This window comes from Leptospira ainlahdjerensis, assembly GCF_016919175.1.
GTDB classification, from domain to species: Bacteria; Spirochaetota; Leptospiria; order Leptospirales; family Leptospiraceae; genus Leptospira; species Leptospira ainlahdjerensis.
Genome location: NZ_JAFFPU010000075.1, coordinates 66,425 through 86,011, shown reverse-complemented (window position 1 = coordinate 86,011; position 19,587 = coordinate 66,425). Strand labels below are relative to the sequence as shown.

Below are 19,587 nucleotides of genomic sequence, written 5' to 3'. Positions count from 1 at the left end.
GAGTTCCTACTTTTTAGAATCAGGCTTTTACCGAAAAACCTCGAACGGGGAGTTCCCGCACTTTTCAGAATCACAAAGAAACAGGGGAGTTCCTACATTCTTTCCAAAACAAGTTTACGAATAGGTTAGAATTTTTTCTATAAGCGCTTTCCTAAAAAACCGAATCGCAAATGGAGAGGAATTCCCACACTTTCGCGATCTCCTTGGAACGAGCGCCTTCATCATAAACAGAGGAGTTCCCACACTTTCTCTCAACAGAGAAATCCAAAATCTGCCGATGAAACCAATATGAAAGTTGCAATCATCCATGACTGGCTCAACGGAATGCGAGGGGGAGAATTGGTCCTCGATTCTCTCTTCAAAATTTATCCTTCCGCCGATCTCTTCACTCTATTCTACACTCCGGGAAAATTAAATCCTCGGATCGAACAAAGAAAGATCACAACCGCCTTTACAAACAACCTTCCCTTTAAGGATTCCAAGTATCGTTGGTATCTTCCTCTCTTTCCTACTGCGATCGAGTCCTTGGATCTGAAAGGATACGATCTCGTTATCTCTTCTTCTCACTGTGTCGCTAAAGGGGTCATCACCGATCCTGACTCGGTACATTTTAGCTACGTCCATTCTCCGATGCGTTATGTTTGGGATCTCTACTACGATTACTTTCCTTCTCGTAAAGGTCTTAAATTTTTCGCCTTCGAACTCATCTCCAATTATCTGAGAACCTGGGACGCGGCCTCTTCTTCCAGAGTGGATTCTTTCTGGTCCAATTCAGAGTTTGTCGCGAGAAGAATCCAAAAATTCTATCGTAGAGAATCGAAAGTCATCTTCCCACCTTGTCTTCCTGAAAAATGGAAAGTTGTTTCCGAGAAGAAGGACGATTTCTATCTCATCGTTTCCGCATTCGCGCCTTACAAAAGGATCGATCTCGCGATCGAAGCGTTTCGTAAGAATGGAAAGAGGCTCGTCCTCATTGGAGGCGGCCAGGAGTTTAAAAAGCTGACTTCTCATCTTCCGAAGAATATCGAAGTTCTTCCTCATCTCAAAAGGGAAGAAGTATTAGAATATTACAAAAAGGCAAAAGCTTTTATCTTCCCCGGAATGGAAGATTTCGGAATCGCTCCCGTCGAAGCCCAGGCCTATCAAACTCCGGTGATCGCTTTTGGGAAGGGCGGCGCGCTTGAAACCGTGGTCTCGGGAAAAACGGGAATCTTCTTTCAGGAACAAAGCGTAGAGTCTTTGAACGAGGCGATCGATCGAGCCGATCGTATTTCCTGGAAAACCGCCGACTTTCAGAAGAACGTAAGCCGATTTACCGAGGAAAAATTCATTATCGAAATCCAAAAGCAGGTCGAGAATAGAATGAGAACTCCGAGGAAAAAGGGCTAATTGTTTTGATTCTACTTCACAGACTGAAAGGGGACGAATTCGTGCTCAACGCATCTCATATCGAGTGCCTTGAAGCCAATCCTGATACGACGATCACCCTTTCCAACGATAGAAAGTTTGTGGTAAAGGAATCCATTCCCGAAGTCATCGAAAAAATTTTAGAATATAAGAAACGGATTCTTGTGTTTCCTCTGGGATCTTCTCCGGACCAGTTCAAAAGGGTGGAATAAAAAATTATGGATTTTGGAACAGTAGTTGGTTTAGGATCGGCGGTTGTCCTCATGATCTTCGGTATCATCTCAGCAGGATTAAGCCCAATAGACATTTTCGATATTCCATCGGTCATCATTACGTTCGGAGGGGCGACCGCGGGAACGATCATGGCGGTCCCTTGGGAATCCACACTCGCGGTCGGAAAAGTCACCCAAAAGGTTTTTAGAACCGAAAAACACGACCTCATCGAATTGATCAAAACGTTAGTCTCCTTTTCGGAGAAAGCCAGAAGAGAAGGTCTTCTCGCGCTGGAAGACGACGTAAACGAACTTCCCGACGAATTCTTACGAAAAGGAATTACTCTCGTCGTGGACGGAACCGACCCCGAGCTGGTTCGTAACATTATGGAAACGGAGATGGGAAACATCGCCGCGCGTCATAATAACGGTAAGGCCTGGTGGGAAAACTGGGGAGCCTTGGCTCCCGCCTTCGGGATGATCGGAACCTTGATCGGACTCGTACAGATGTTAAAGAACCTTGGTTCCGGAGACCCTTCCGCGATCGGAACGGGGATGGCGGCGGCCTTGATTACGACGCTTTACGGATCCATGGGTGCGAACATGTTCGCTATTCCCGTGATGAAAAAGCTGATGCGTAAATCCGAAGACGAACTTACCATCAAACAGATTATGATCGAAGGAACTCTTTCCATTCAGTCCGGGGATAACCCGCGGATTGTAAAAGATAAACTGTCTTCATTTCTTCCTCCTTCAGAAAGGGACGTACTCAAGGACGACAGCGAGTAAACTCGGGCTTTTATTATGGCAAAAGGAAAATGTCCGGAATGTATTCAGAATATCCCCGAGTATATGCTTACCTACGGGGACATGGTGACGCTTCTTCTTTGTTTCTTCATCATGCTCTACACAACCGGTAAAACAAACGCGATCGAGATGCAGATCATTCTTTCTGCATTCAAAACTACGACTGGTTTTTTCGACGGAGGTCAGACTCTTTCCAAAGGAAAACTTGAGGAAATGGGAATGAATATCGAAAGCCTTCCATCTCAGACGACCGGAAAGACGCTTTCAAAATCCAAAAAACTCGCGACTGAACTTTTTAAACCCGAGGTAGAAGCGGGTAAGGTAAAAATTACCGAAGACGAAAGAGGTCTGATCATCTCTCTCGTCAGCGCCGATTATTTTAATCCGGGCTCTGCGGTTCTAACTGATTCGATCAAGATCGCATTGAAGAAGGCGAGTTCCTTGATCAAAGAACTCGATCGTTTTGTTCGAGTAGAAGGGCACTGCGACGCGGATGCCGTCAATCCCGGAGTCGCGCCCGGAAAAGAAGAAAGGGCTTATATCAACAACTGGGATTTGGCCGGAGCAAGGGCGATTAACGCGACGGACTATATCATCAACGTGGAAAAATTGGATCCTTCATGGTTCCAAGCGGTGAGCTTTGGAGCGTTCCGACCCTTGGTTGTGGAATACTCCGGAACACCGGAAGCCAAGGCATACAATCGAAGAATCGATATCGTAATCATGACTGATAAGTCTACCAAGAGAAGTCCATACGAAACCAATTTCGGACTTCCAAAAACTAGGATTCCCGGTTCCGAGTCGTCTACACCAGGCAACGAGTAACCGGAAGAACAACTAACGTCAAAATTCAGGAGGCAAACCAATGGGTGATGCGGAAATAGATGAGGAAGAAGGCGGGCTACCCGCCGCCGAAGGCGGCGGTGGAACATCGCCCATAATCAAATGGCTTCTTTACGTAGCCGGAGCGATTTTTGGAATTATCATCGTAGCCATCATTGCAATGGTCGTCGCAAAACAAACGGCGACCAGTACATTCAAACAGATGAAGAACGTGGCGTTGGTAAAACCGCCTCCACCATTAGCGAACTATAATTTTACGGAAGAATTTCGGATCAATACTTCGGACAAAGGAGAGGCTCACTTCGTTAAGATGAAGTTGGCTTTTGGAATTGCGAAAGAAGATCAAACCTTGTCTGCGGAGCTTGCGGAAAGAAACGCGCAGATGCGGGATTTGATCAACTTGATCGTAGGACGAAAATCCAAAGACGAATTGATCAATATCGAAGACCAGTTGGATCTTCGGGAAGAGATCAAAGCACAAGTGAATCATATTCTTACCGAAGGAAAGATCCAGGAAGTCTACTTTACGGAATTTATCGTCAACTGATGAGAAAAATTCTCGGGGTAATCCCGGCGCGTTATGCGAGCTCTCGGTTTCCGGGAAAGCCGCTCGCGAAGATCGGCGACAAAACGATGATCGAGTGGACATACCGGAATGCCTCCCGGTCTTCCACTCTTTCCGAATTAGTCGTGGCGACCGACGATCAACGCATTCATGACGTTGTACTCGGATTCGGAGGTAAGAGTGTTCTTACGAGTCCGGATCATCCTTCCGGAACGGATCGAATCATAGAAGTCGCGGAAAAATTTCCCGACTTTCCCGTCGTCGTAAACATCCAAGGAGACGAACCCGGGATCGAACCGGAACTCATCGACGGAGTCGCTAGTATCAAAGTCTCTCATCCGGAATGGACGATGAGCACAGCCGCAGTTCCGCTTTTGGATCCGACGCACGGAAGCGATCCCAACCGAGTCAAAGTTATCATCGATCAGAATGGAAAGGCGATCTACTTTTCAAGATCACTCATACCAAGTCAGTTCAAGGCAACGGTTCCACTCTATCGTCATTTGGGAATTTACGGATACGATCGAGAATTCTTATTAAAGTACAATTCTCTTCCGAAAAGTAATTTGGAAGAATCCGAATCGCTGGAACAACTCAGGGCGATCGAAGCCGGTTATGGAATCGGAGTTTTTCTTGCAAAGGAAGCGGGATTGTCCGTGGACACGCCCGAGGATCTGGAGATCGTAATCCAGGATTTTAAAAAGAAAGGTTGGGTTACTTAAGAGCTTCTTGAAGAGTGTTGTGGATCAAGACGAAATCGGTTAGACCGACAATATCCATCACCTTTCTAAAGTGTTCGTTGAGACCCGCGAATTCGATTTTGCCTTTTGTCTCGGAGGCTCTCGTAATCAAACTGATGAGAGTTGCGATTCCCGCCGAATTGATATACGAAGTCCCTTGAAAGTTCAAGATCACTCTGCTTCTTTTCTCTGCGGGAATAGATTCATACTTCCCTACGATTTCCTCGTCGGCTTCGGAAGTAATCTCGCCTTCAATGTGAATGATGGGAACAGATACGGTGAGATCTACGAAAATTTTGAAATCGTCGGACATAAGGAATCTTTCCACTAAAAACAGCTAAATTCTATTAAAGTCAATCGAATTACGCATAATTTCCGAGTTCGATTGCCGACAATTGGTCGAATTGCTTGCCGCATTTTTTACAGAAGAATTTAACTTCCTTGGGTTTAGATGAGATTCCAAAAAGAATCAAAAAGATTCCGAGTTTGGTGTAAGTCTTTTTTTCTTGAGCGTTCGGAGAAGTTCTGCTGATTCCGCAATTTTCGCCGCAAGGAGGCAGCTGGTTGTTTGAGTTCACAAAAGTAGAATCCTTTCGGGCTGTAAAAAATACCAGTCGAAAAACCGGAAGGGGGTCGGAAAATGAAAATCCTCCGACCCAAAAAGGGAAGTCTTAGTTTTGAGTCAGATAAACTACGTATTTCGCAAGTAGTTTGATATTCTCATCCCCTAAGAATTTGTAAGCGACCATCGGACCACCGGGAATCCCGTTGTTCAGAGTTTTCAAAACTCCAGCTTCGGTGTTTCCGTTTTTCCACTGTCCGGCTGGAGCCTTATAGTTACGAGGTTTCGGATTCAGGCTTGCCGCAGCGGCTCCGTCTCCAGCGCCTTTTTCACCGTGACAGGAAGCGCAGTTTTGCAGAAAGATTTCCTGTCCTTTTTGAAGTTCGGGGCTGAGGGTAGAAGCTGTAGTTTCGGTTGCGGCGGGCGCAGAAGTTTCAGCTGGTTTTTCGGACTTATCTCCGCAGTTCAAAAAAAGAACCAGAGAGGTAAGAGCAATCACGATGGAAATGATCATATTTTTGGAGTTCATCGAAAATCACCTCTATTTGTGTAACCAGCATATCTTGGGAGGAAATTTCACGATAGAATTTTTTTGTCAGGTAATTGTCACGGGACTTGATTTTTCTCAAGCTCCGATCGTGATCAAGCCGGCGTGAAAATGAATCCCGTTCCGGATTCTTCTTTTGAAAATCGCACGGGAAGATCGATTTTTACGGATTCCGTAACCGGAACACCGGAAACTTCTCCTTCCAAAAGACCCATCGTCTTGATTCCTTCTTCTAACTCGATGACCGCTAAAACATAAGGCGCTCTTTTTGCGAGATGACCAAAGCCCACGTGAACGACCGTGTAAGTATAAATCTTGCCTTTTCCTGAAAATTGAATTTCCGAAGTTTCCGAACTTCCACAACTCGTGCAGGCGACAGAAGGTTCGGTCATCTGAAAACCGCAGGAATTGCATTTCTTTCCTTTCAAAATTTCTAATATAGTTTCCGACATTGTTAAACCCTCTGAAGAATATGAATACAACTGACAGCGCCCGGTCCACCCAAGACATGCGTCATCGCAGTTCTTGCGTTTGTAACCTGACGTTTACCGGCTTCGTCCCTAAGTTGAAACGTCATCTCTACGATCTGGCCGACTCCGGTGGCTCCAACGGGATGTCCTTTCGCTTTGAGTCCTCCCGAAGTGTTTACGGGAAGTTTGCCGCCGAGGCGAGTGTGACCTTCCATCGTAAATGGTCCACCCTTTCCCTTTTCCACAAAACCAAGATCTTCGATGTTGATGATTTCGGTAATCGTAAAACAATCGTGACATTCCAAAACGTCGATGTCTTCTCTTTTTACACCGGACATTTTGAAGGCTTCCGCGGCCGCTTGAATACTCGCGGGAAAACTGACGGAATCTTTTTTCAGAGCCACGTTGAAATAATCCCCTCCGATGCCGGAACCTTTGATCGCGATCGGATTTTTACGAATCGATTTTGCTTTATCCAATGTGGTGATCACGATCGCGGCACTTGCATCCGTGACTAAAGAAACGTCGTGGAACCCGAATGGAGTCGTGACCATTCTTGCTCTCATGATATTGTTAAACGAAATCTCTTTTTGTTTGTGAGCGTATGGATTGAGACTCCCGTGATAATAATTCTTTTCAGCGACTTTGGAGAGCATTTCTTTTGTGGTTCCGAACTCGTGCATGTGACGGGTCGCGTTGAGCGCGAAACCGGAAGGGCCGGAAATACAATAGCCGCCTTCCACATCCGCGTCTTGTCCTCGAGCGACGATCTCCATCGTAGTCTCCGGATCCAGGCCGTTCATTTTTTCGACTCCAAGAATCAAAACGGTGTCATAGATTCCTGCGGCGACGGATAAGAATCCCTGACGAACCGCGATTCCTCCGGAAGCACAAGCTCCTTCGGTTCGAATCGCTGGCTTATCGCCTAATCCGAGTAAGTTGGACGCATAAGAACCCATCGTATTCTGATGATTGAATTCGTTTCCCGCGTAATTGCCGACAAAAACGGCTTGGATTTCTTTTCTATCGATTCCGGAATCCAAGATGGCTCCGTTTCCGGCTTCGGTTACAAGGTCTCGTAAGGTTCGATCCTTGTGATTTCCGTGTTCGGTTTCATAGGCGCCGATGATCGCGACTTCTCTCATGGAAAATTCTCCCTGGGTTGAATCGATGGTATTAGAATCGAGTGAACAAAAGTTCAAAGAATTTTTCAACACCTTCGAAGTTTTTGACCGAAGAATTTAGGAATCCTTGAAGAATGCACTTCTTTTTTACGTTGAAAATCACAAGCCCAAAGCGATTTCTTTTGAATTACTTATTTACCGAGGATCCGTAGGATTGCTTTTTAAGACTACGGGAAGACCCTTTAAGAAAAAAGATTGGCTCCGATGGATCGAGATCGAATCGGATTCGATAGGGAAGGAGAATGTCCAATTTGGCAAATTTTATCTTTGTATTAAAAGCGATTACGGTCGCACAACTGGGTTTTCTGATTCTTAACTTCTTGATAAGAATTAAAATCACATATCGGACCGCTCTCGGCAGTCTTTTTTGTACGAGCCTGATTGCGTATTTTCTATGCCCCGCGCTCTCCCATGTCGAAGTGAATCCGTTCGTTTTTGTGATCGTACATATCGGGTGTTATTCCGTTTCGATATTTTTTTATCTTTTTGTTTCGAGCTTGTTTGCGGACGGATTCCGATTCAGGATTTGGCACGGGGTCCTGTTTTTTCTTATCAATCTTTTTAGTTTTTATATATTCATTTTTTCGAATATACGAAACGAAACTTCCGTCACGGCTAAAATTCTATATAGTATGCCTCAGCTGCTCTATTTAGGGCTCATCCTTTTCGCGTTAGGCGGCGTTTTGAAAGATAAGAATGTGGATCTTTTGGAATCAAGGCGGGAATTTCGTGTGATCTTTGCGGCTATTACCGGAATCTACGCCATCTCGGTAGTAATGGTGGAAGTGATCATGAAAAATTCGGAATATTCGATCGAATTGGATTTGGTGAATTCGGTTTTGATCGCCGCGCTCGTTTTCTTTTTTTCGTTCCAACTTTTTGAGTTCAGAGAGAACACATTTTTGGTTTCGGAAAGGAAACAAAAAGCGGATGAAGAACCCCTGGATGAGAATTTACTCAAAAACTTAAATTCACTTCTGGATATACAGCGTATCTATCTGAAAGAAAATCTAACGATCTTAAGTTTTGCTCGGCAGATGAACGTTCCCGAAAAGAAAGTAAGAAAATTGATCAACCAGGGATTGGGTTATCGAAACTTTAACGAATTCTTAAATCACTATCGAATCCGCGAAGCAAAGATGATCTTGTCAGATCCTTCCAAAAGTGAATTGCAAGTTCTTCGAATCGCGATGGATCTCGGTTACGGATCTTTGGCCCCGTTCAATCGAGCGTTCAAGGAAATCGTAGGCGTCACTCCATCCGATTTCCGAAGACAAAATCTTTTTCAAAAAACAAGCTGAGTTGATTTTTCAGTTTTGTTTTCGTATCTGAAAGAGAAAGAAATTTTGAGTCGGTAAAAAATCGAAACGATCGATTTCTTCAAGGCCGGCTTCTTTCATTTCTTTGATCAGGGTTTCTCTTGAAGACCAGTGGTCCTTTGTTACAAGAACACGAAGGATTCCGGTTAGGTCGTCTTTGTGGTCGATGATCGCGATCCTTCCTTCCGATTTTAGTAATTTTTTTAGCTCCGAGAAATACGCCGAGCGATTCTCGATGTGATGATAGGTATTGCAGGAAAAGATTAGATCCACTTTTTCGGGAAGATTTGGATTTGTTGCGTTTCCGAGAATGATCTGAACGTTGGAAGGTTGGTGATCGGAAAACTTTGTTCTGAGTTTTGAAACCATATCCGGCTCCACTTCGATTGCGTAAACTTTTCCGGTTTCACCGACTTCTCTGGAAAGATACTTTGTAAAATATCCGTTTCCCGCGCCTAAGTCTGCGATGATCTGTCCACGTTTGATTTTAAGCGTTTCCACTACTTGTTCCGGAAGTTGCCATCCCGCTCTTGAGTAAATCTTAGAATACTGAAGTTGGTTCATTCCCGCGCAGGAGATGGTGAACAAAAAAAACGTGATCGTCATAAAAGTTTGTCCTAATACGGGTACAAAACCTCCTAGCTTGAGATTTTCGATAAAAAAAGCTAAACTTTTTGTAAAGACGGTAAGTTTCATATTTATTCCTCAATCGTATTTTTAATTAATATATTCTGATTATTGAATATTTTTAAATCATTGTATATATTTTTATTGTCCGCCGCAAGCAGGGCAAGAGCGGCCGTTTTATTTTAGATCTCCGGATCCTGAAAGTAGTGATCGAGACCGATTTCAGTGATTATGATTCCATCGGGTATGATCGAATCGATCGTCAATGTCAGTCCGTCATTCGGGCCGAACGGTTTTAAAATCTTATAACGAGATCGGATTCTATCGTTCACCTGTGATTCCAGCAAAACTCCCTGAAAATGAATCACCTTAATCGTGTCTGGAAAAAAATATTTTCCGGATTCTATCCAGTCTTGTTTTCTTTGTAGATCCTTTACGAGTTCGGTCGATCTCCCGCGAAATCCCAGAAGAATTTTCGCCAACAACCATTTAGGAAATTTTGTGAATTCATCCGCAAGCAAGGTTCCTCGATTGATTCCTCCGATATTGACCCACGCGTGAATCCGTGTGATTTCTTCCGGAGAAGCGATTTCATTCAGATACGCGAGAACATCCTGACTTCCTTTCGAGGCGCTGACTAAAATTATTTTGCGTTTATCGGAATAAGTCGCCAAATATTTCCGGATGATAAACGCATTGTCTTTCGCAAGACCGAACTCATCGGTTTCTATAAGAACGGTCTTGATTCCTTGTTTTTCAAACCATTCGCGTTGTCTTGCAAAATCCGCTCCCGTAGAAGTGTCGAGACGATAAGCGAGTCCTGGAACAAAAAGAAATTGGAATTTGTCAAGCCTGACGAGATCTCGTTTCGAGAGGCCGGATGTTTTCAATCGTTCGGCAAAATTCAAATATAGTTTTTGGGATCGCTCCTGGAACTTGTTTGAATAGATGGCTCTCAGAAGAAAAATCGTTGCATAATCGGAAGAATATCGTTTTACCAAAGAGGAAAGTTCTTTGAGTGATGGAATTCTCAATTCCGCTTCCGATGACTGAAGTAGTTTTACGGCCGCATCGCTGTCTACGGTCAGTTCTCTTTCCTTTCCGACCAGCATCCCTTGTCCGCGGTAGGATTTTTGTGTCTGCTGACAAAAGAGACTAAACAAAATCAGTATTCCGATGATGGCTACGTTCTGCATTTCTTTTCACAAAAACTTAATTGGATCGGGTTTCGACTTCTCGCGAAAGATTGATCGGTTTTCGTTCGGTTATATTCTTAAATGTTTGTTCGTATTCCGGATGAACGGTCCCGAACATCTCATCCCAAATTGTAGAATAGAGTCCGAAGTTATATCGAAAGTATTGGTGATGCATATCATGATTCGTATTCGTATTGATATACTTTAGAATTCGATTGGAGATTATCCAGCTTGGGAACATTTCATAACCGCTGTGACCCAATACATTTCTGATGATCTGGAATGTCATAAAGATCACGAGCGCAAGCGTGTGGACTGGAAATAGGGAGACCACGATCGGCATGATCATTGCGTGAACGAGCGCTTCCCAAGGGCTAAACGAATACGCCGTCCAAGGAGAAGGTGTCGTGGAATCGTGATGAATTTTGTGAAAGGTTTTGAAAAAAAGCCGAGTGTGCATCAAACGATGAGTCCAGTAAAAGTAAAAATCCTGAATCAACAGAATGAGAAATACGCTTAAAAGAAGATAACCCCAACCATAGTCTTCGATTCTATCGTAGAATTTAAAAAATCCGTATTCTTTCAGAACCAAGACGATTAAGGTTACGGTTGTATAGACTACGACTGAAGAGACGGAGTATAAAAACTCTTTTCTAAACTGGGTAGGTTTTGCGTTTTTAGTCTGAATCTTTCTGTGTTGAAAGGGATGTTTCCAGATATAGAGTCCCGTAAATGCAAGGCCGGCGAATATGAAGTATCTGAGAAAATCGATCAGAAAGATTTTCGGCACGTGAGGGATTAGCGCCGATACGGTTTGAAGAAAGTGGCTTTGTTCGTTCATGTTTCATCCTTAAGTTCGGTGTTTGGTTCGAACTTACGAACGATTAGAACCTATTTTCCGGTTCCGTTCTTATCGAATCCGGCAAAAGACTGATCAAAGCCGGATTCGATCAGTCTTTTCCGCACTTTTTGCTTTGGAGAATGCAAGAAAGAATCCGCGTTCTGATTGTTAATTCTATTTTCGTGCGAGGAAGCCGTAGTGATACGGAGGAAGGTCGATCGGTTGAGCTGTTTCGATTCGGAATTTTACTTCTTTCGCGCGGTTATAAATTTCTTCCGGTTTGGGACGAATATCCATTTTGGGACCGCGAGGTGTTTTCGGATCGTAGTTCCAATGAACAAGTCCCGCATACGCTCCCGGTTTTAGAATTCGGTGCGCTTCTTTCAAAATTGCGATCGGGTCTTCGTGGTGCAAAAGATTGAAAATCATAACATAATCTACGGAATCCGGCGTGAGAGAAGTTCCGTCCGCAATGATGTCCTTTTCGATCGGAATGAGATGGTCCAATCCTTCTTGTTTTGCTTTTTTTTGAAGATCTTGGACTAAGTCGTTTTCAATTTCAAAGGCAAGGATTCGATTCTTATGATTTTTTGCCAATGGGAGCGTAAACGTTCCGTAGCCGGATCCGAATTCTACGATCGTTCCGATTTCTTTTAACAAATTCATTCTTTCTAAGATTAAGGGCACATCAAAAAGGGTGCCCCAATACTCGGCTTCCGGCATGCCGCTGTCTCTTACTTTCATGGTTCAAATCTAAAAAAGAGGATTGACAGAGTCAATCAAATATTCAAATATATGTTTGAATATTTGAGGAAATATGGAAAATCAAAAATCCGGTCGTGAATTTAAGAATTTTATCTATGCCGTTCTGGCAAAATACGGGAAGGCGATTTCGGACCCAAAACGAATCGAATTGCTGGATCTTCTGCTTCAAGCCGAGAAGAACGTCGATCTTTTATCCAGGGAAATCGGAATGAGCGTGGCAGCGACCTCGCACCACCTTCAAATCTTAAAAGAGGTGCGTCTGGTAACGGATCGCAAGGACGGGAGAAATATTTTTTATCGCATCGAATCCGCTGGAATTTCGATCTTCGAGAGTCTATCCTCGACGGGAGGGGAATTTAGCGCCGAAATCAAGGTTGCAATGGATTCTTTTTTTGATTCCGAAGAAGAATTAAACGAACTCGAATATAAGGATTTTTTAAAACGAGTTTTTTCGAAAGACATCATACTTCTCGATGTGCGTCCCGAAAACGAATACAATTCCGGGCACGTTCCCGGGTCGATTTCCATTCCTTTAAGCGAACTCAAATCAAAAATGGACACGCTTCCAAAACGTAAGAAGATCGTGGCCTACTGTCGAGGTAAGTATTGTGTTCTTTCCAAAGAAGCCGTGGAAATTCTAAGGGCGAAGGGTTTGCATGCGTATCGAATTCCGCAGGGTCCGCTCGATTTCAAAAATCACGGTATTGAATTGATAAAAGAAGGAGAGGATTAAGATGAAACGAGTCGTGATCATTGGCGCCGGAATTGGCGGAATTGTTGTCGCGAGGGAATTGAGAAAAAAGAATCGGAATGTCGAAATCATTATGATTGATCGTTCCGAAATTCATACGTTTTCACCTTCTCTTCTTTGGGCATTGGTGGGTAAAAGAAAACCGAACGATTTTCAAAAAAAGATACGATCCAAAGGAGTGAATCTGATCGTCGACTCCGTTTTGAGCATAGATTGGAATCAAAAAATTGTAAATACGATTTCAAACGAACTGTCCTATGATTATCTCGTTCTATCGCCCGGTGCGGATTTGAATCCTGAAAAGATTTCAGGGTTTTCAGACGGTGCATTCAATTTGTATTCCGTAGACGGAGTTATGAAAGCAAAAGAAAAGCTTTTCGCTTCTTCCTCCGGAAACGTAACTATCCTAATCTCTTCGCTTCCTTTCAAATGTCCCGCCGCTCCATACGAGGCCGCATTGTTGATCGATTCGTTTTTTAAAGAAAGAAAAATACAACCAAAGATTACGATTGTAACTCCCGAAGAGATGCCCATGTCGGCAGGTGGACCGGAAGCCGGAATTCAGGTCGTTGAACTTCTAAAACAAAAGGGAATTTCTTTTCAGAATCAAAGAGCTGTTACGAAAATCGATTCAGATCGGAAGGAATTGATTTTTTCCAACGAGGAAAGGCTCGATTTCAATCTCTTAATCGGAATTCCCGCTCATTTGCCTCCGATGTTTTTGAAGGATTCACCGATTGTAACGGAAACAGGTTGGGTAAAAGTGGATCCGGTTACTCTAAACACTTCGCTCCCAAACGTGTATGCGATCGGAGACGTTACTACAATCGCGCTTCCTTCCGGTAAACCGCTTCCGAAAGCGGGAGTCTTTGCTCATGCTCAAGCTGAAATTGTTGCGTCCAGAATTGCGGATGAAATATCTCTTCGAACTCCTAAGGATCTGTTTCGCGGAGAAGGAGGCTGTTTTTTGGAAGTGGGCGCCGGAAAGGCTGGGTTTGCTACCGGAAGATTTTATTCTAAAGACGGCCCGGGGGTTTCTATTCGTCGTCCTTCTCGATTCTGGCATTTTGCAAAAGTTCTTTTTGAAAAGTGGTGGCTTTGGCGATGGGTATAAGTCGTAGGAAAGTGTTCAATAGAAGAAAGGAAGATTGGCGATGAAATTAGGAATTGTCGTTTATTCGTTGCAAGCGGAAAGCATTTACAATGCGTTTAGAATCGGAAACTTTGCTTTGAAAAAAGGAGATTCCGTAAAAGTTTTTCTTTTGGGTGAGGGAGTCGAATCGTTACGACTCGATTCTTCCGAATTTAAAATCAAGGATCAGATCTCGTTTTTTCAGGAAGGGAGCGGAGAAATTCTCGCGTGTGGAACTTGTTTGGATTTGAGGCAAACAAAAGTGGAGAATTTTTGCAAGTATTCCAACCTCGCCGATCTTTACGAAATCATTTCCGAAAGCGATAAACTATTGAGTTTTTAAAAATAGATTCAATTTTTATAATGTTTTTGGAAGCGGTTTAATAAAGAATTCTTAAAAATGGATAAAACTCCTATGTCGAGTGCCTCTGAATTCTTATTTTTTAAATATTCTATAATTATGCTCGAGTCTTTCCCGTTGAATTCCATCCCGATCGTTCCATATCAATTGGAATGATTTACAAAAAGATTTCGCTTTAGATCCAGATAGGCGAGGGTCGGATTGGTCGTGAAATCGTCTTTGTTTGCGAGGGCTGAAAGTGCGAAATTTCTTTCCACTTGGATTCCCACACTTCCTTGATTGAACATTCCGCCGAGGTCGCCGTAGAAAGAAAATAATCCGATCGTCGTTGCATAACGAAAATCGAATGTAGTCGAATAGATATTTGAATTGTATGTAAGTCGTTGCTCCCGATCCATTTTCGAGGTTGTCCCGAAAGTCGGATGTTTGTCGGCTTTCGATCGTAAGAATGAGGGCTGATCGTCTGAATCGATTGGAAGATTCCGAGCGGAAGGAGAGTGCGTCTTTACCGTTCGTTTCGGAAGAGTTCGAAGAAGATTAGAATGGAAAGTATCTCACGTTGATGCCGATGTTCGCAACTTTTGCGTGAAGGTCGGTCTTTCTCAGTTTTAGAAAGGGAACGTTTTGTTCCGAGAGTTCGTAGGGAAAATAGTGGAAGTGAATGTTCCATTTCGAGAGTTGCGGACTCGGACCTTCGAAGAGGTTTCCTAAGTTGAAACCGAAGTTGACCAAAGGAGAGGCGGCCATTCCTTGTTTGGGGAGTTCCCGCATTCCGAGTTCTCAAAGAAGTAGTTTCTCGGGTTCAAATTGATCTTGCGATAGAATAACCTGCACGATCTTCTTTTGGTAAAAATCGGCCTTCCTAACATGGAAGAGTTGATATTTTGCAATGCAGCGGCTTTTCCCACGGAAAGTAGGAACTCCTTTGTGTAAACCGCGTCTAAAGTTGAATCGATGAGGTTAGCACCGAAGGTGATTTCGCTCGCATTCGACGCAGATACAAAGCGCTTCGGAACCTATGTTTTTTGAAAGTAAAAACAAAAGAGAATTATAAAGACATAATGTTTCAAGTTGGGAACAGTTTACGAAAAAGAAAGTTCTTAGGAAAGGGTTATATGGAGGATGGGAAAGGATTTCGCTTAATGAAAATTGATCTTCGATGGGTGAAATTCGAATATTCAAGACTCGGTCGCGTATTTTGCGGCCGAGTCTTGAAATACGATTCTCGCTGGTTTCGAATTTTAGCGAAGTTTACTTTTGATCGTTGGAAGTCTGAAAACTAAATTCTTACGTGCGGAGTTTTGTAAGTTATCCGTGCCGTTTGTTGCGTTCGGTCGATCGTTTGCATCTGATTGCGGAGAAAACGTGTTATTCGTATCCGGTGAATCCCAGAATAATACTTTGTCCAATGCGAGATCGATCTGAAGAACGTTTTGCCCACTATCAGAAGTTTTGTAATCCACAACGAGAATATAAGGATCTGTTGTGGCTAAGTTATCGATTTCGGGCGAAGTCTTAAATTTTAAAATTTTGGTTCCCATCGGATCGTTTACAAGTGCGTTGAGAGGACGGTTACGATTCGCATAGTTTGCATTCGTAAAAAAATCAACCGTAGTCGAGGTTAATAAGAAATTTCCGGAAGAAGAATCGATCCTTACTCCGTCCCCGAAACACTGAGTGCGATCATAATCGTAATTCGCCGAAAAATAGTAGCCCGGTGAGGTTATGAATTCTGCGGGACATGCGTTCGTAAAAATTTCGGCAATGACTTCTCCTCTTTGATAAATGGGAAGCCCATTTGGATCAAATGCAGGATTCATAATCAAATTAAGGTATCGATACGAATTTTCGGGAACATCTTGCGGGTCGAAGTAATATCCAAACGATCTTGCGATGATTCCGATACGATCGTATTGTGTTCTTTCTTCTTCGGGAATCTCGACGGTTTTCTCGAACAGGGTGGAGGTCTGTTGATCCAGATTCTTACCTTTTAATGCGACACTGATGGCGATCGGACAAGGACCTTTTTTATCGGTATTTTCGAGTTCTTCTGCGCTTAAGGTGCTCAACGGATTGTGGAGAATTTTAGACGCGTTCTTAAACGTTTCAGTTCCTTTTTTAGGACCTCCGTTGCTTTCCGATTTATATGCTAAAAGATAACAAACATCGATTTTAACGGCCGCCGGAGTTGCGAAGTGGTCGTTAAAGCCGTCGCCGTTTCCGTCTCCGTAGTTTTCGATGTTGTCTCCCGAAACATCGGTTAGAAATCCTCTTCCGGATCTTCCGCCTCGAAGGCTCTGCGAATGTCCGCCGGCGACCGTGCTTTGATCGGAAAGTCTAAATTCAACTTTGGTTTTCCCTGCTCTCGCCAATGCCAACGCGAGGAATAAAAGGTTTTCCTTATCGTCGTTTCCGTTTTTCTTACAACCCGCGAGCGAGTTGAAGAGGAATGCTACACCCGTTAAAAGAGCAATTAACGTGATTTTATTTTTACTTGGTTTCATATACAGCCTCTTTGAGCTTAATATACAAAATTGTTAAGATCGTTGAGACAAAACGTGAAAAAAAATGGATTAACCTTTCGAAATATATTTCGGAACAGAGTTAGGCATCAAAATGTGGGTGACGCTTTTTTATTTTCCGTTTTATATAATGATAAGTTTGAAATTTGGAGACTGGAAAACTTTGGTCGAAAACGTATAAGGATTTATAAGAACTAAGAGCGGTTGACTTGAATCGATATTTTGATTTTAAAATATTTACTTTTGAAAACTTCCACTCGTAGATTGGCGTAAAGTTTACATTTGGTTCTCCTGAGCATGATCGGACAGGACCCTCATCGGCGACGGTCAAAGAATTAAAGTGAAAATGTATAAGTTGAAGTGGCAAACTGACAAAAAAACAAATAACGCGGAGTTAAAAAATTTTCCCTCCGCGTTGAAAAGATTACATTCCGATCGCCGCGCCGCCGTCTACTCTTAAGTAGGTTCCGGTGATATAATTGGATTGATCACTTAAGAAGAATTTTACCGCGTTTGCGATCTCTTGTTGTGTTCCCGGTCTTCTCAGAGGAATGAACATAGGATCGGTGAGTTTTTTCTGAACTTCTTCCGGTAAAGAAGCGGTCATGTCGGTTTGCACGTAACCAGGACATACTGCGTTGACAAGAACGTTTCTTCCGGAAAATTCTCTTGCGGAAACTTTCGTGAGAGCGATGACTCCCGCTTTCGAAGCGGAGTAGTTCGCTTGTCCGGGTTGTCCGGTAAGACCGGAGACGGAAGAGATGTTCACGATTCTTCCTGATTCCGCTTTGAGAAGAAGTTTCGATGCGGACTTAGTCATCAGAAAAACGCCTTTTAGGTTTACGTCCATCACGAAGTCGAATTCTTGTTCGCTCATTCTCATGAGAAGATTGTCTTTGAGAACTCCCGCGTTGTTCACAAGAAAATCAAGTTTTCCGAATTTTTCCTTAATTCCCGCGATGACCGCGTCGCAGTCTTCGGGCTTTGTTACGTTGCACGGAATTCCTAAAGTTTTTACGCCGAATTCTTTCGCGATCTCTGCGGCCGCTTGTTCGATATGTTCTTTGTTGAGGTCGCATACTACTATGTCCCCTCCCTCTTTAGCGATTGTATTTGCGATCGCTCTTCCGAGCCCGCGTGGAGACGCCGCTCCGGTAACGAGTGCTACTTTTCCTTCGAATTGTTTAGACATGATTTCCCTCGTGTCGAGATACTGATTGGCTTTCCATTTCCGTGAGAGAAATAGAATTGCCAAGTAAAAACTTTCTCCCGAATTTCCTTTGCCTTTCTAAAACGAAAATATATCATCGTTAGATGAACATTCTTTCATTTTGAATTTGGAGAATCAAAACATGCAATCTTCATACAACCGTCCTTTAGAATCGATCGGTCCGATCGAAGCCGTTTATCTTCCCGGAAATTCGGAAGCCTACACCGTGATTTTGTTTCACGGATACGGCGCGAACGCATACGACCTATCTCCTCTCAGCGCTTATTTGGATCTTCCCGAAGGAACCAACTGGCTTTTTCCAAACGGGATTTTAGAAATCCCGGTGATGCCCGGTTACAATGGAAGGGCTTGGTTTCCGATCGATATGGAAGCTTTGCAGAAGGCGATGATGACGGGAGGATACAGAGATTTTTCGGATCGTTATCCCGCCGGACTTGAAAGCGCTCGCGAGAAGGCGGTCGAAATGATTCGGAGTTTGGGACTCTCTATGGATAAAGTGATTCTCGGAGGCTTTAGTCAAGGAGCGATGCTCGCAACCGACATTGCGCTTCATTCTGATATCGATCCTGCTGGACTTCTTATCTTATCCGGAACTCTGATCAGTGAAACCGATTGGAAACGTTTGGCGGAGAAGAAGAAGGACTACAAATTTTTTCAGAGTCACGGCAGAATGGATCCCGTTCTCGGTTATCCCGCGGCGAAAAAGTTGGAACAACTTTTGATCGGAGCCGGATGGAAAGGGGAAATGATCGCGTTTCCGGGTGGACACGAAATTCCTGAGATCGTACTTAGAGGAATGAACCTGTATCTCAGGAACATCACCGGATGACAACGACACTCGTAGAAAAATACGTAGCTCTCAAAAACAAGTATCGAAATTACGATACAAAAGAAGCTCTCAAGCGGATGCAGGCCTTTCGAATCGCCCTCAAAGAATTGCAGGAGAAAGGCTTTCATACGGGTGTTGAAATTTTAGGTTCGATCAATTTTGGAATTGTGGAAACCGCTTCCGACATCGACTGTATCCTACTTCATTTTTGCGATCTTCACAAAGATGTGGAATGTCCGGAATACTGCCCCAACTTTCTCTATGAAACCGAAGAGATCAAAACCTCTCTTCGAAAACGTCTGAACGATGAAAATCTCAAAGTCGAGTTTTTGGATTGTATCAATCTAAGAATGGTTGAAAAGGCCTTAGAGAAAAAAGAAAATCTGAAAGATAACGATCTTATCAAAAGACTTATGTTTTACAGAACGATCGGAAGGCCGGTCAATCGTCCGCTTTTTATTCCTTATTGTGAAAAGCTGGAGGAAAATGAGGAATTTATAAAGGATATTTTAGACTGGGGTTCCGAAGCATTGGAAGATTACATTCGAACTTCGAGACATCGTTTTTCGTTTAACAAATACAACGAAAGAATCGAAGGCGCCGGTTTAGCTTTGCCCCCCGGTCTGAAAGAAGAATTAAAAAGTTATCTGGATGAGGTTCCGGAAGTATAAATTTT

At 43.4% G+C, this 19,587-nt stretch carries 25 protein-coding genes; 12 read left to right on the top strand and 13 right to left on the bottom strand.

From position 1 onward, the window contains the following. Positions 1 to 288 precede the first annotated feature (288 nt). The 6 genes from JWG45_RS19015 to kdsB are packed head-to-tail and all read left to right on the top strand — an operon-like array spanning position 289 to position 4,556. Positions 289 to 1,389 (top strand): glycosyltransferase, encoded by a 1,101-nt coding sequence (locus JWG45_RS19015; protein WP_205281191.1) that lies wholly within the window; start codon positions 289 to 291, stop codon positions 1,387 to 1,389. A gap of 5 nt (positions 1,390 to 1,394) precedes the next feature. Further along, a complete protein-coding gene (locus JWG45_RS19010; protein WP_069608486.1) occupies positions 1,395 to 1,619 on the top strand; it encodes a flagellar FlbD family protein in 225 nt (74 codons plus the stop codon). 6 nt (positions 1,620 to 1,625) lie between these two features. Next, positions 1,626 to 2,408: a motility protein A gene (locus JWG45_RS19005; protein ID WP_069608485.1), complete on the top strand. Its 783-nt coding sequence runs from the start codon at positions 1,626 to 1,628 to the stop codon at positions 2,406 to 2,408. Positions 2,409 to 2,423: 15 nt separating this feature from the next. Then, positions 2,424 to 3,251, top strand: coding sequence for a flagellar motor protein MotB (gene motB, locus JWG45_RS19000; protein ID WP_069608484.1), 828 nt, complete (start codon positions 2,424 to 2,426; stop codon positions 3,249 to 3,251). A 40-nt stretch (positions 3,252 to 3,291) separates the two neighbouring features. Then, the gene (locus tag JWG45_RS18995) at positions 3,292 to 3,816 is read left to right on the top strand and encodes a flagellar basal body-associated FliL family protein (RefSeq protein ID WP_010573664.1); all 525 of its coding nucleotides are present in this window, start codon (positions 3,292 to 3,294) and stop codon (positions 3,814 to 3,816) included. Next, positions 3,816 to 4,556: a 3-deoxy-manno-octulosonate cytidylyltransferase gene (gene kdsB, locus JWG45_RS18990; protein ID WP_205281190.1), complete on the top strand. Its 741-nt coding sequence runs from the start codon at positions 3,816 to 3,818 to the stop codon at positions 4,554 to 4,556. The genes JWG45_RS18995 and kdsB overlap by 1 nt, the downstream gene beginning before the upstream one ends. Here the strand turns inward: kdsB and JWG45_RS18985 are convergent. From JWG45_RS18985 to JWG45_RS18965, 5 genes are all read right to left on the bottom strand, one after another. After that, positions 4,549 to 4,887, bottom strand: coding sequence for an STAS domain-containing protein (locus JWG45_RS18985; protein ID WP_069608482.1), 339 nt, complete (start codon positions 4,885 to 4,887; stop codon positions 4,549 to 4,551). The two genes, kdsB and JWG45_RS18985, sit on opposite strands and share 8 nt — an antisense overlap. Positions 4,888 to 4,936: 49 nt before the next feature. Continuing rightward, complete coding sequence (locus JWG45_RS18980) at positions 4,937 to 5,152, bottom strand: hypothetical protein (protein ID WP_205281189.1); 216 nt, start codon at positions 5,150 to 5,152, stop codon at positions 4,937 to 4,939. Between the two features lie 93 nt (positions 5,153 to 5,245). Then, positions 5,246 to 5,665 (bottom strand): c-type cytochrome, encoded by a 420-nt coding sequence (locus JWG45_RS18975; RefSeq protein WP_205281188.1) that lies wholly within the window; start codon positions 5,663 to 5,665, stop codon positions 5,246 to 5,248. A 113-nt stretch (positions 5,666 to 5,778) separates the two neighbouring features. Further along, positions 5,779 to 6,135 carry a Zn-ribbon domain-containing OB-fold protein gene (locus JWG45_RS18970; RefSeq protein WP_205281187.1) on the bottom strand — a complete coding sequence of 119 codons (357 nt, stop codon included), beginning with the start codon at positions 6,133 to 6,135 and terminating at the stop codon, positions 5,779 to 5,781. 2 nt (positions 6,136 to 6,137) lie between these two features. Further along, positions 6,138 to 7,298, bottom strand: coding sequence for a thiolase domain-containing protein (locus tag JWG45_RS18965; protein ID WP_205281186.1), 1,161 nt, complete (start codon positions 7,296 to 7,298; stop codon positions 6,138 to 6,140). A gap of 281 nt (positions 7,299 to 7,579) precedes the next feature. On the opposite strand from JWG45_RS18965, the gene JWG45_RS18960 reads away from it, so the two are divergent. After that, positions 7,580 to 8,638 carry an AraC family transcriptional regulator gene (locus JWG45_RS18960; RefSeq protein ID WP_205281185.1) on the top strand — a complete coding sequence of 353 codons (1,059 nt, stop codon included), beginning with the start codon at positions 7,580 to 7,582 and terminating at the stop codon, positions 8,636 to 8,638. 9 nt (positions 8,639 to 8,647) lie between these two features. On the opposite strand, the gene JWG45_RS18955 is transcribed toward JWG45_RS18960, so the two are convergent. From JWG45_RS18955 to JWG45_RS18940, 4 genes are all read right to left on the bottom strand, one after another. Next, on the bottom strand, positions 8,648 to 9,352 hold the full coding sequence (locus tag JWG45_RS18955) for a class I SAM-dependent methyltransferase (RefSeq protein ID WP_205281184.1): 705 nt from the start codon (positions 9,350 to 9,352) through the stop codon (positions 8,648 to 8,650). 113 nt (positions 9,353 to 9,465) lie between these two features. Further along, positions 9,466 to 10,479 (bottom strand): hypothetical protein, encoded by a 1,014-nt coding sequence (locus JWG45_RS18950; protein ID WP_205281183.1) that lies wholly within the window; start codon positions 10,477 to 10,479, stop codon positions 9,466 to 9,468. A 16-nt stretch (positions 10,480 to 10,495) separates the two neighbouring features. Beyond that, on the bottom strand, positions 10,496 to 11,320 hold the full coding sequence (locus JWG45_RS18945; protein ID WP_205281182.1) for a sterol desaturase family protein: 825 nt from the start codon (positions 11,318 to 11,320) through the stop codon (positions 10,496 to 10,498). Between the two features lie 174 nt (positions 11,321 to 11,494). Continuing rightward, the gene (locus JWG45_RS18940; RefSeq protein ID WP_205281181.1) at positions 11,495 to 12,064 is read right to left on the bottom strand and encodes a class I SAM-dependent methyltransferase; all 570 of its coding nucleotides are present in this window, start codon (positions 12,062 to 12,064) and stop codon (positions 11,495 to 11,497) included. A gap of 73 nt (positions 12,065 to 12,137) precedes the next feature. On the opposite strand from JWG45_RS18940, the gene JWG45_RS18935 reads away from it, so the two are divergent. From JWG45_RS18935 to JWG45_RS18925, 3 genes are read left to right on the top strand one after another with little or no spacing between them, the layout of a single operon-like run. Further along, positions 12,138 to 12,818, top strand: a complete 681-nt coding sequence (locus tag JWG45_RS18935; RefSeq protein ID WP_205281180.1) for an ArsR/SmtB family transcription factor — start codon at positions 12,138 to 12,140, stop codon at positions 12,816 to 12,818. A 1-nt stretch (position 12,819) separates the two neighbouring features. Beyond that, positions 12,820 to 13,950 carry an NAD(P)/FAD-dependent oxidoreductase gene (locus tag JWG45_RS18930; protein ID WP_205281179.1) on the top strand — a complete coding sequence of 377 codons (1,131 nt, stop codon included), beginning with the start codon at positions 12,820 to 12,822 and terminating at the stop codon, positions 13,948 to 13,950. A 40-nt stretch (positions 13,951 to 13,990) separates the two neighbouring features. Further along, on the top strand, positions 13,991 to 14,311 hold the full coding sequence (locus JWG45_RS18925) for a DsrE family protein (protein ID WP_205281178.1): 321 nt from the start codon (positions 13,991 to 13,993) through the stop codon (positions 14,309 to 14,311). A gap of 161 nt (positions 14,312 to 14,472) precedes the next feature. Here JWG45_RS18925 and JWG45_RS18920 read toward each other — a convergent pair whose 3' ends face one another. From JWG45_RS18920 to JWG45_RS18905, 4 genes are all read right to left on the bottom strand, one after another. Then, positions 14,473 to 14,727, bottom strand: coding sequence for a hypothetical protein (locus JWG45_RS18920; RefSeq protein WP_205281177.1), 255 nt, complete (start codon positions 14,725 to 14,727; stop codon positions 14,473 to 14,475). Between the two features lie 139 nt (positions 14,728 to 14,866). Next, positions 14,867 to 15,100 carry a hypothetical protein gene (locus tag JWG45_RS18915; protein ID WP_205281176.1) on the bottom strand — a complete coding sequence of 78 codons (234 nt, stop codon included), beginning with the start codon at positions 15,098 to 15,100 and terminating at the stop codon, positions 14,867 to 14,869. Between the two features lie 470 nt (positions 15,101 to 15,570). Further along, positions 15,571 to 16,833, bottom strand: a complete 1,263-nt coding sequence (gene srpA, locus JWG45_RS22335; RefSeq protein WP_232380773.1) for a sigma factor sigX-regulated lipoprotein SrpA — start codon at positions 16,831 to 16,833, stop codon at positions 15,571 to 15,573. Positions 16,834 to 17,275: 442 nt separating this feature from the next. Continuing rightward, positions 17,276 to 18,043 (bottom strand): beta-ketoacyl-ACP reductase, encoded by a 768-nt coding sequence (locus JWG45_RS18905; RefSeq protein ID WP_118968006.1) that lies wholly within the window; start codon positions 18,041 to 18,043, stop codon positions 17,276 to 17,278. A gap of 160 nt (positions 18,044 to 18,203) precedes the next feature. Here JWG45_RS18905 and JWG45_RS18900 point away from each other — a divergent pair, with 160 nt between their 5' ends. Together JWG45_RS18900 and JWG45_RS18895 are read left to right on the top strand one after the other, a co-directional pair. Beyond that, the gene (locus tag JWG45_RS18900; protein ID WP_205281175.1) at positions 18,204 to 18,911 is read left to right on the top strand and encodes an alpha/beta hydrolase; all 708 of its coding nucleotides are present in this window, start codon (positions 18,204 to 18,206) and stop codon (positions 18,909 to 18,911) included. Continuing rightward, positions 18,908 to 19,582: a hypothetical protein gene (locus JWG45_RS18895; RefSeq protein ID WP_205281174.1), complete on the top strand. Its 675-nt coding sequence runs from the start codon at positions 18,908 to 18,910 to the stop codon at positions 19,580 to 19,582. The genes JWG45_RS18900 and JWG45_RS18895 overlap by 4 nt, the downstream gene beginning before the upstream one ends. Positions 19,583 to 19,587: the final 5 nt, after the last annotated feature.

Bases quoted from the DNA above. Each gene is read 5' to 3' on its own strand.
- JWG45_RS18975 (WP_205281188.1), bottom strand. From the start codon at position 5,665: ATGAACTCCAAAAATATGATCATTTCCATCGTGATTGCTCTTACCTCT.
- srpA (WP_232380773.1), bottom strand. From the start codon at position 16,833: ATGAAACCAAGTAAAAATAAAATCACGTTAATTGCTCTTTTAACGGGT.
- JWG45_RS18905 (WP_118968006.1), bottom strand. From the start codon at position 18,043: ATGTCTAAACAATTCGAAGGAAAAGTAGCACTCGTTACCGGAGCGGCG.
- JWG45_RS18915 (WP_205281176.1), bottom strand. From the start codon at position 15,100: ATGCGGGAACTCCCCAAACAAGGAATGGCCGCCTCTCCTTTGGTCAAC.
- JWG45_RS18920 (WP_205281177.1), bottom strand. From the start codon at position 14,727: ATGGATCGGGAGCAACGACTTACATACAATTCAAATATCTATTCGACT.
- JWG45_RS18960 (WP_205281185.1), top strand. From the start codon at position 7,580: ATGTCCAATTTGGCAAATTTTATCTTTGTATTAAAAGCGATTACGGTC.
- JWG45_RS18925 (WP_205281178.1), top strand. From the start codon at position 13,991: ATGAAATTAGGAATTGTCGTTTATTCGTTGCAAGCGGAAAGCATTTAC.
- JWG45_RS19005 (WP_069608485.1), top strand. From the start codon at position 1,626: ATGGATTTTGGAACAGTAGTTGGTTTAGGATCGGCGGTTGTCCTCATG.
- JWG45_RS18995 (WP_010573664.1), top strand. From the start codon at position 3,292: ATGGGTGATGCGGAAATAGATGAGGAAGAAGGCGGGCTACCCGCCGCC.
- JWG45_RS18955 (WP_205281184.1), bottom strand. From the start codon at position 9,352: ATGAAACTTACCGTCTTTACAAAAAGTTTAGCTTTTTTTATCGAAAAT.
- motB (WP_069608484.1), top strand. From the start codon at position 2,424: ATGGCAAAAGGAAAATGTCCGGAATGTATTCAGAATATCCCCGAGTAT.
- JWG45_RS18895 (WP_205281174.1), top strand. From the start codon at position 18,908: ATGACAACGACACTCGTAGAAAAATACGTAGCTCTCAAAAACAAGTAT.
- JWG45_RS18970 (WP_205281187.1), bottom strand. From the start codon at position 6,135: ATGTCGGAAACTATATTAGAAATTTTGAAAGGAAAGAAATGCAATTCC.
- JWG45_RS19015 (WP_205281191.1), top strand. From the start codon at position 289: ATGAAAGTTGCAATCATCCATGACTGGCTCAACGGAATGCGAGGGGGA.
- JWG45_RS18930 (WP_205281179.1), top strand. From the start codon at position 12,820: ATGAAACGAGTCGTGATCATTGGCGCCGGAATTGGCGGAATTGTTGTC.
- JWG45_RS18985 (WP_069608482.1), bottom strand. From the start codon at position 4,887: ATGTCCGACGATTTCAAAATTTTCGTAGATCTCACCGTATCTGTTCCC.
- JWG45_RS18900 (WP_205281175.1), top strand. From the start codon at position 18,204: ATGCAATCTTCATACAACCGTCCTTTAGAATCGATCGGTCCGATCGAA.
- kdsB (WP_205281190.1), top strand. From the start codon at position 3,816: ATGAGAAAAATTCTCGGGGTAATCCCGGCGCGTTATGCGAGCTCTCGG.
- JWG45_RS18945 (WP_205281182.1), bottom strand. From the start codon at position 11,320: ATGAACGAACAAAGCCACTTTCTTCAAACCGTATCGGCGCTAATCCCT.
- JWG45_RS18940 (WP_205281181.1), bottom strand. From the start codon at position 12,064: ATGAAAGTAAGAGACAGCGGCATGCCGGAAGCCGAGTATTGGGGCACC.
- JWG45_RS18965 (WP_205281186.1), bottom strand. From the start codon at position 7,298: ATGAGAGAAGTCGCGATCATCGGCGCCTATGAAACCGAACACGGAAAT.
- JWG45_RS18935 (WP_205281180.1), top strand. From the start codon at position 12,138: ATGGAAAATCAAAAATCCGGTCGTGAATTTAAGAATTTTATCTATGCC.
- JWG45_RS18950 (WP_205281183.1), bottom strand. From the start codon at position 10,479: ATGCAGAACGTAGCCATCATCGGAATACTGATTTTGTTTAGTCTCTTT.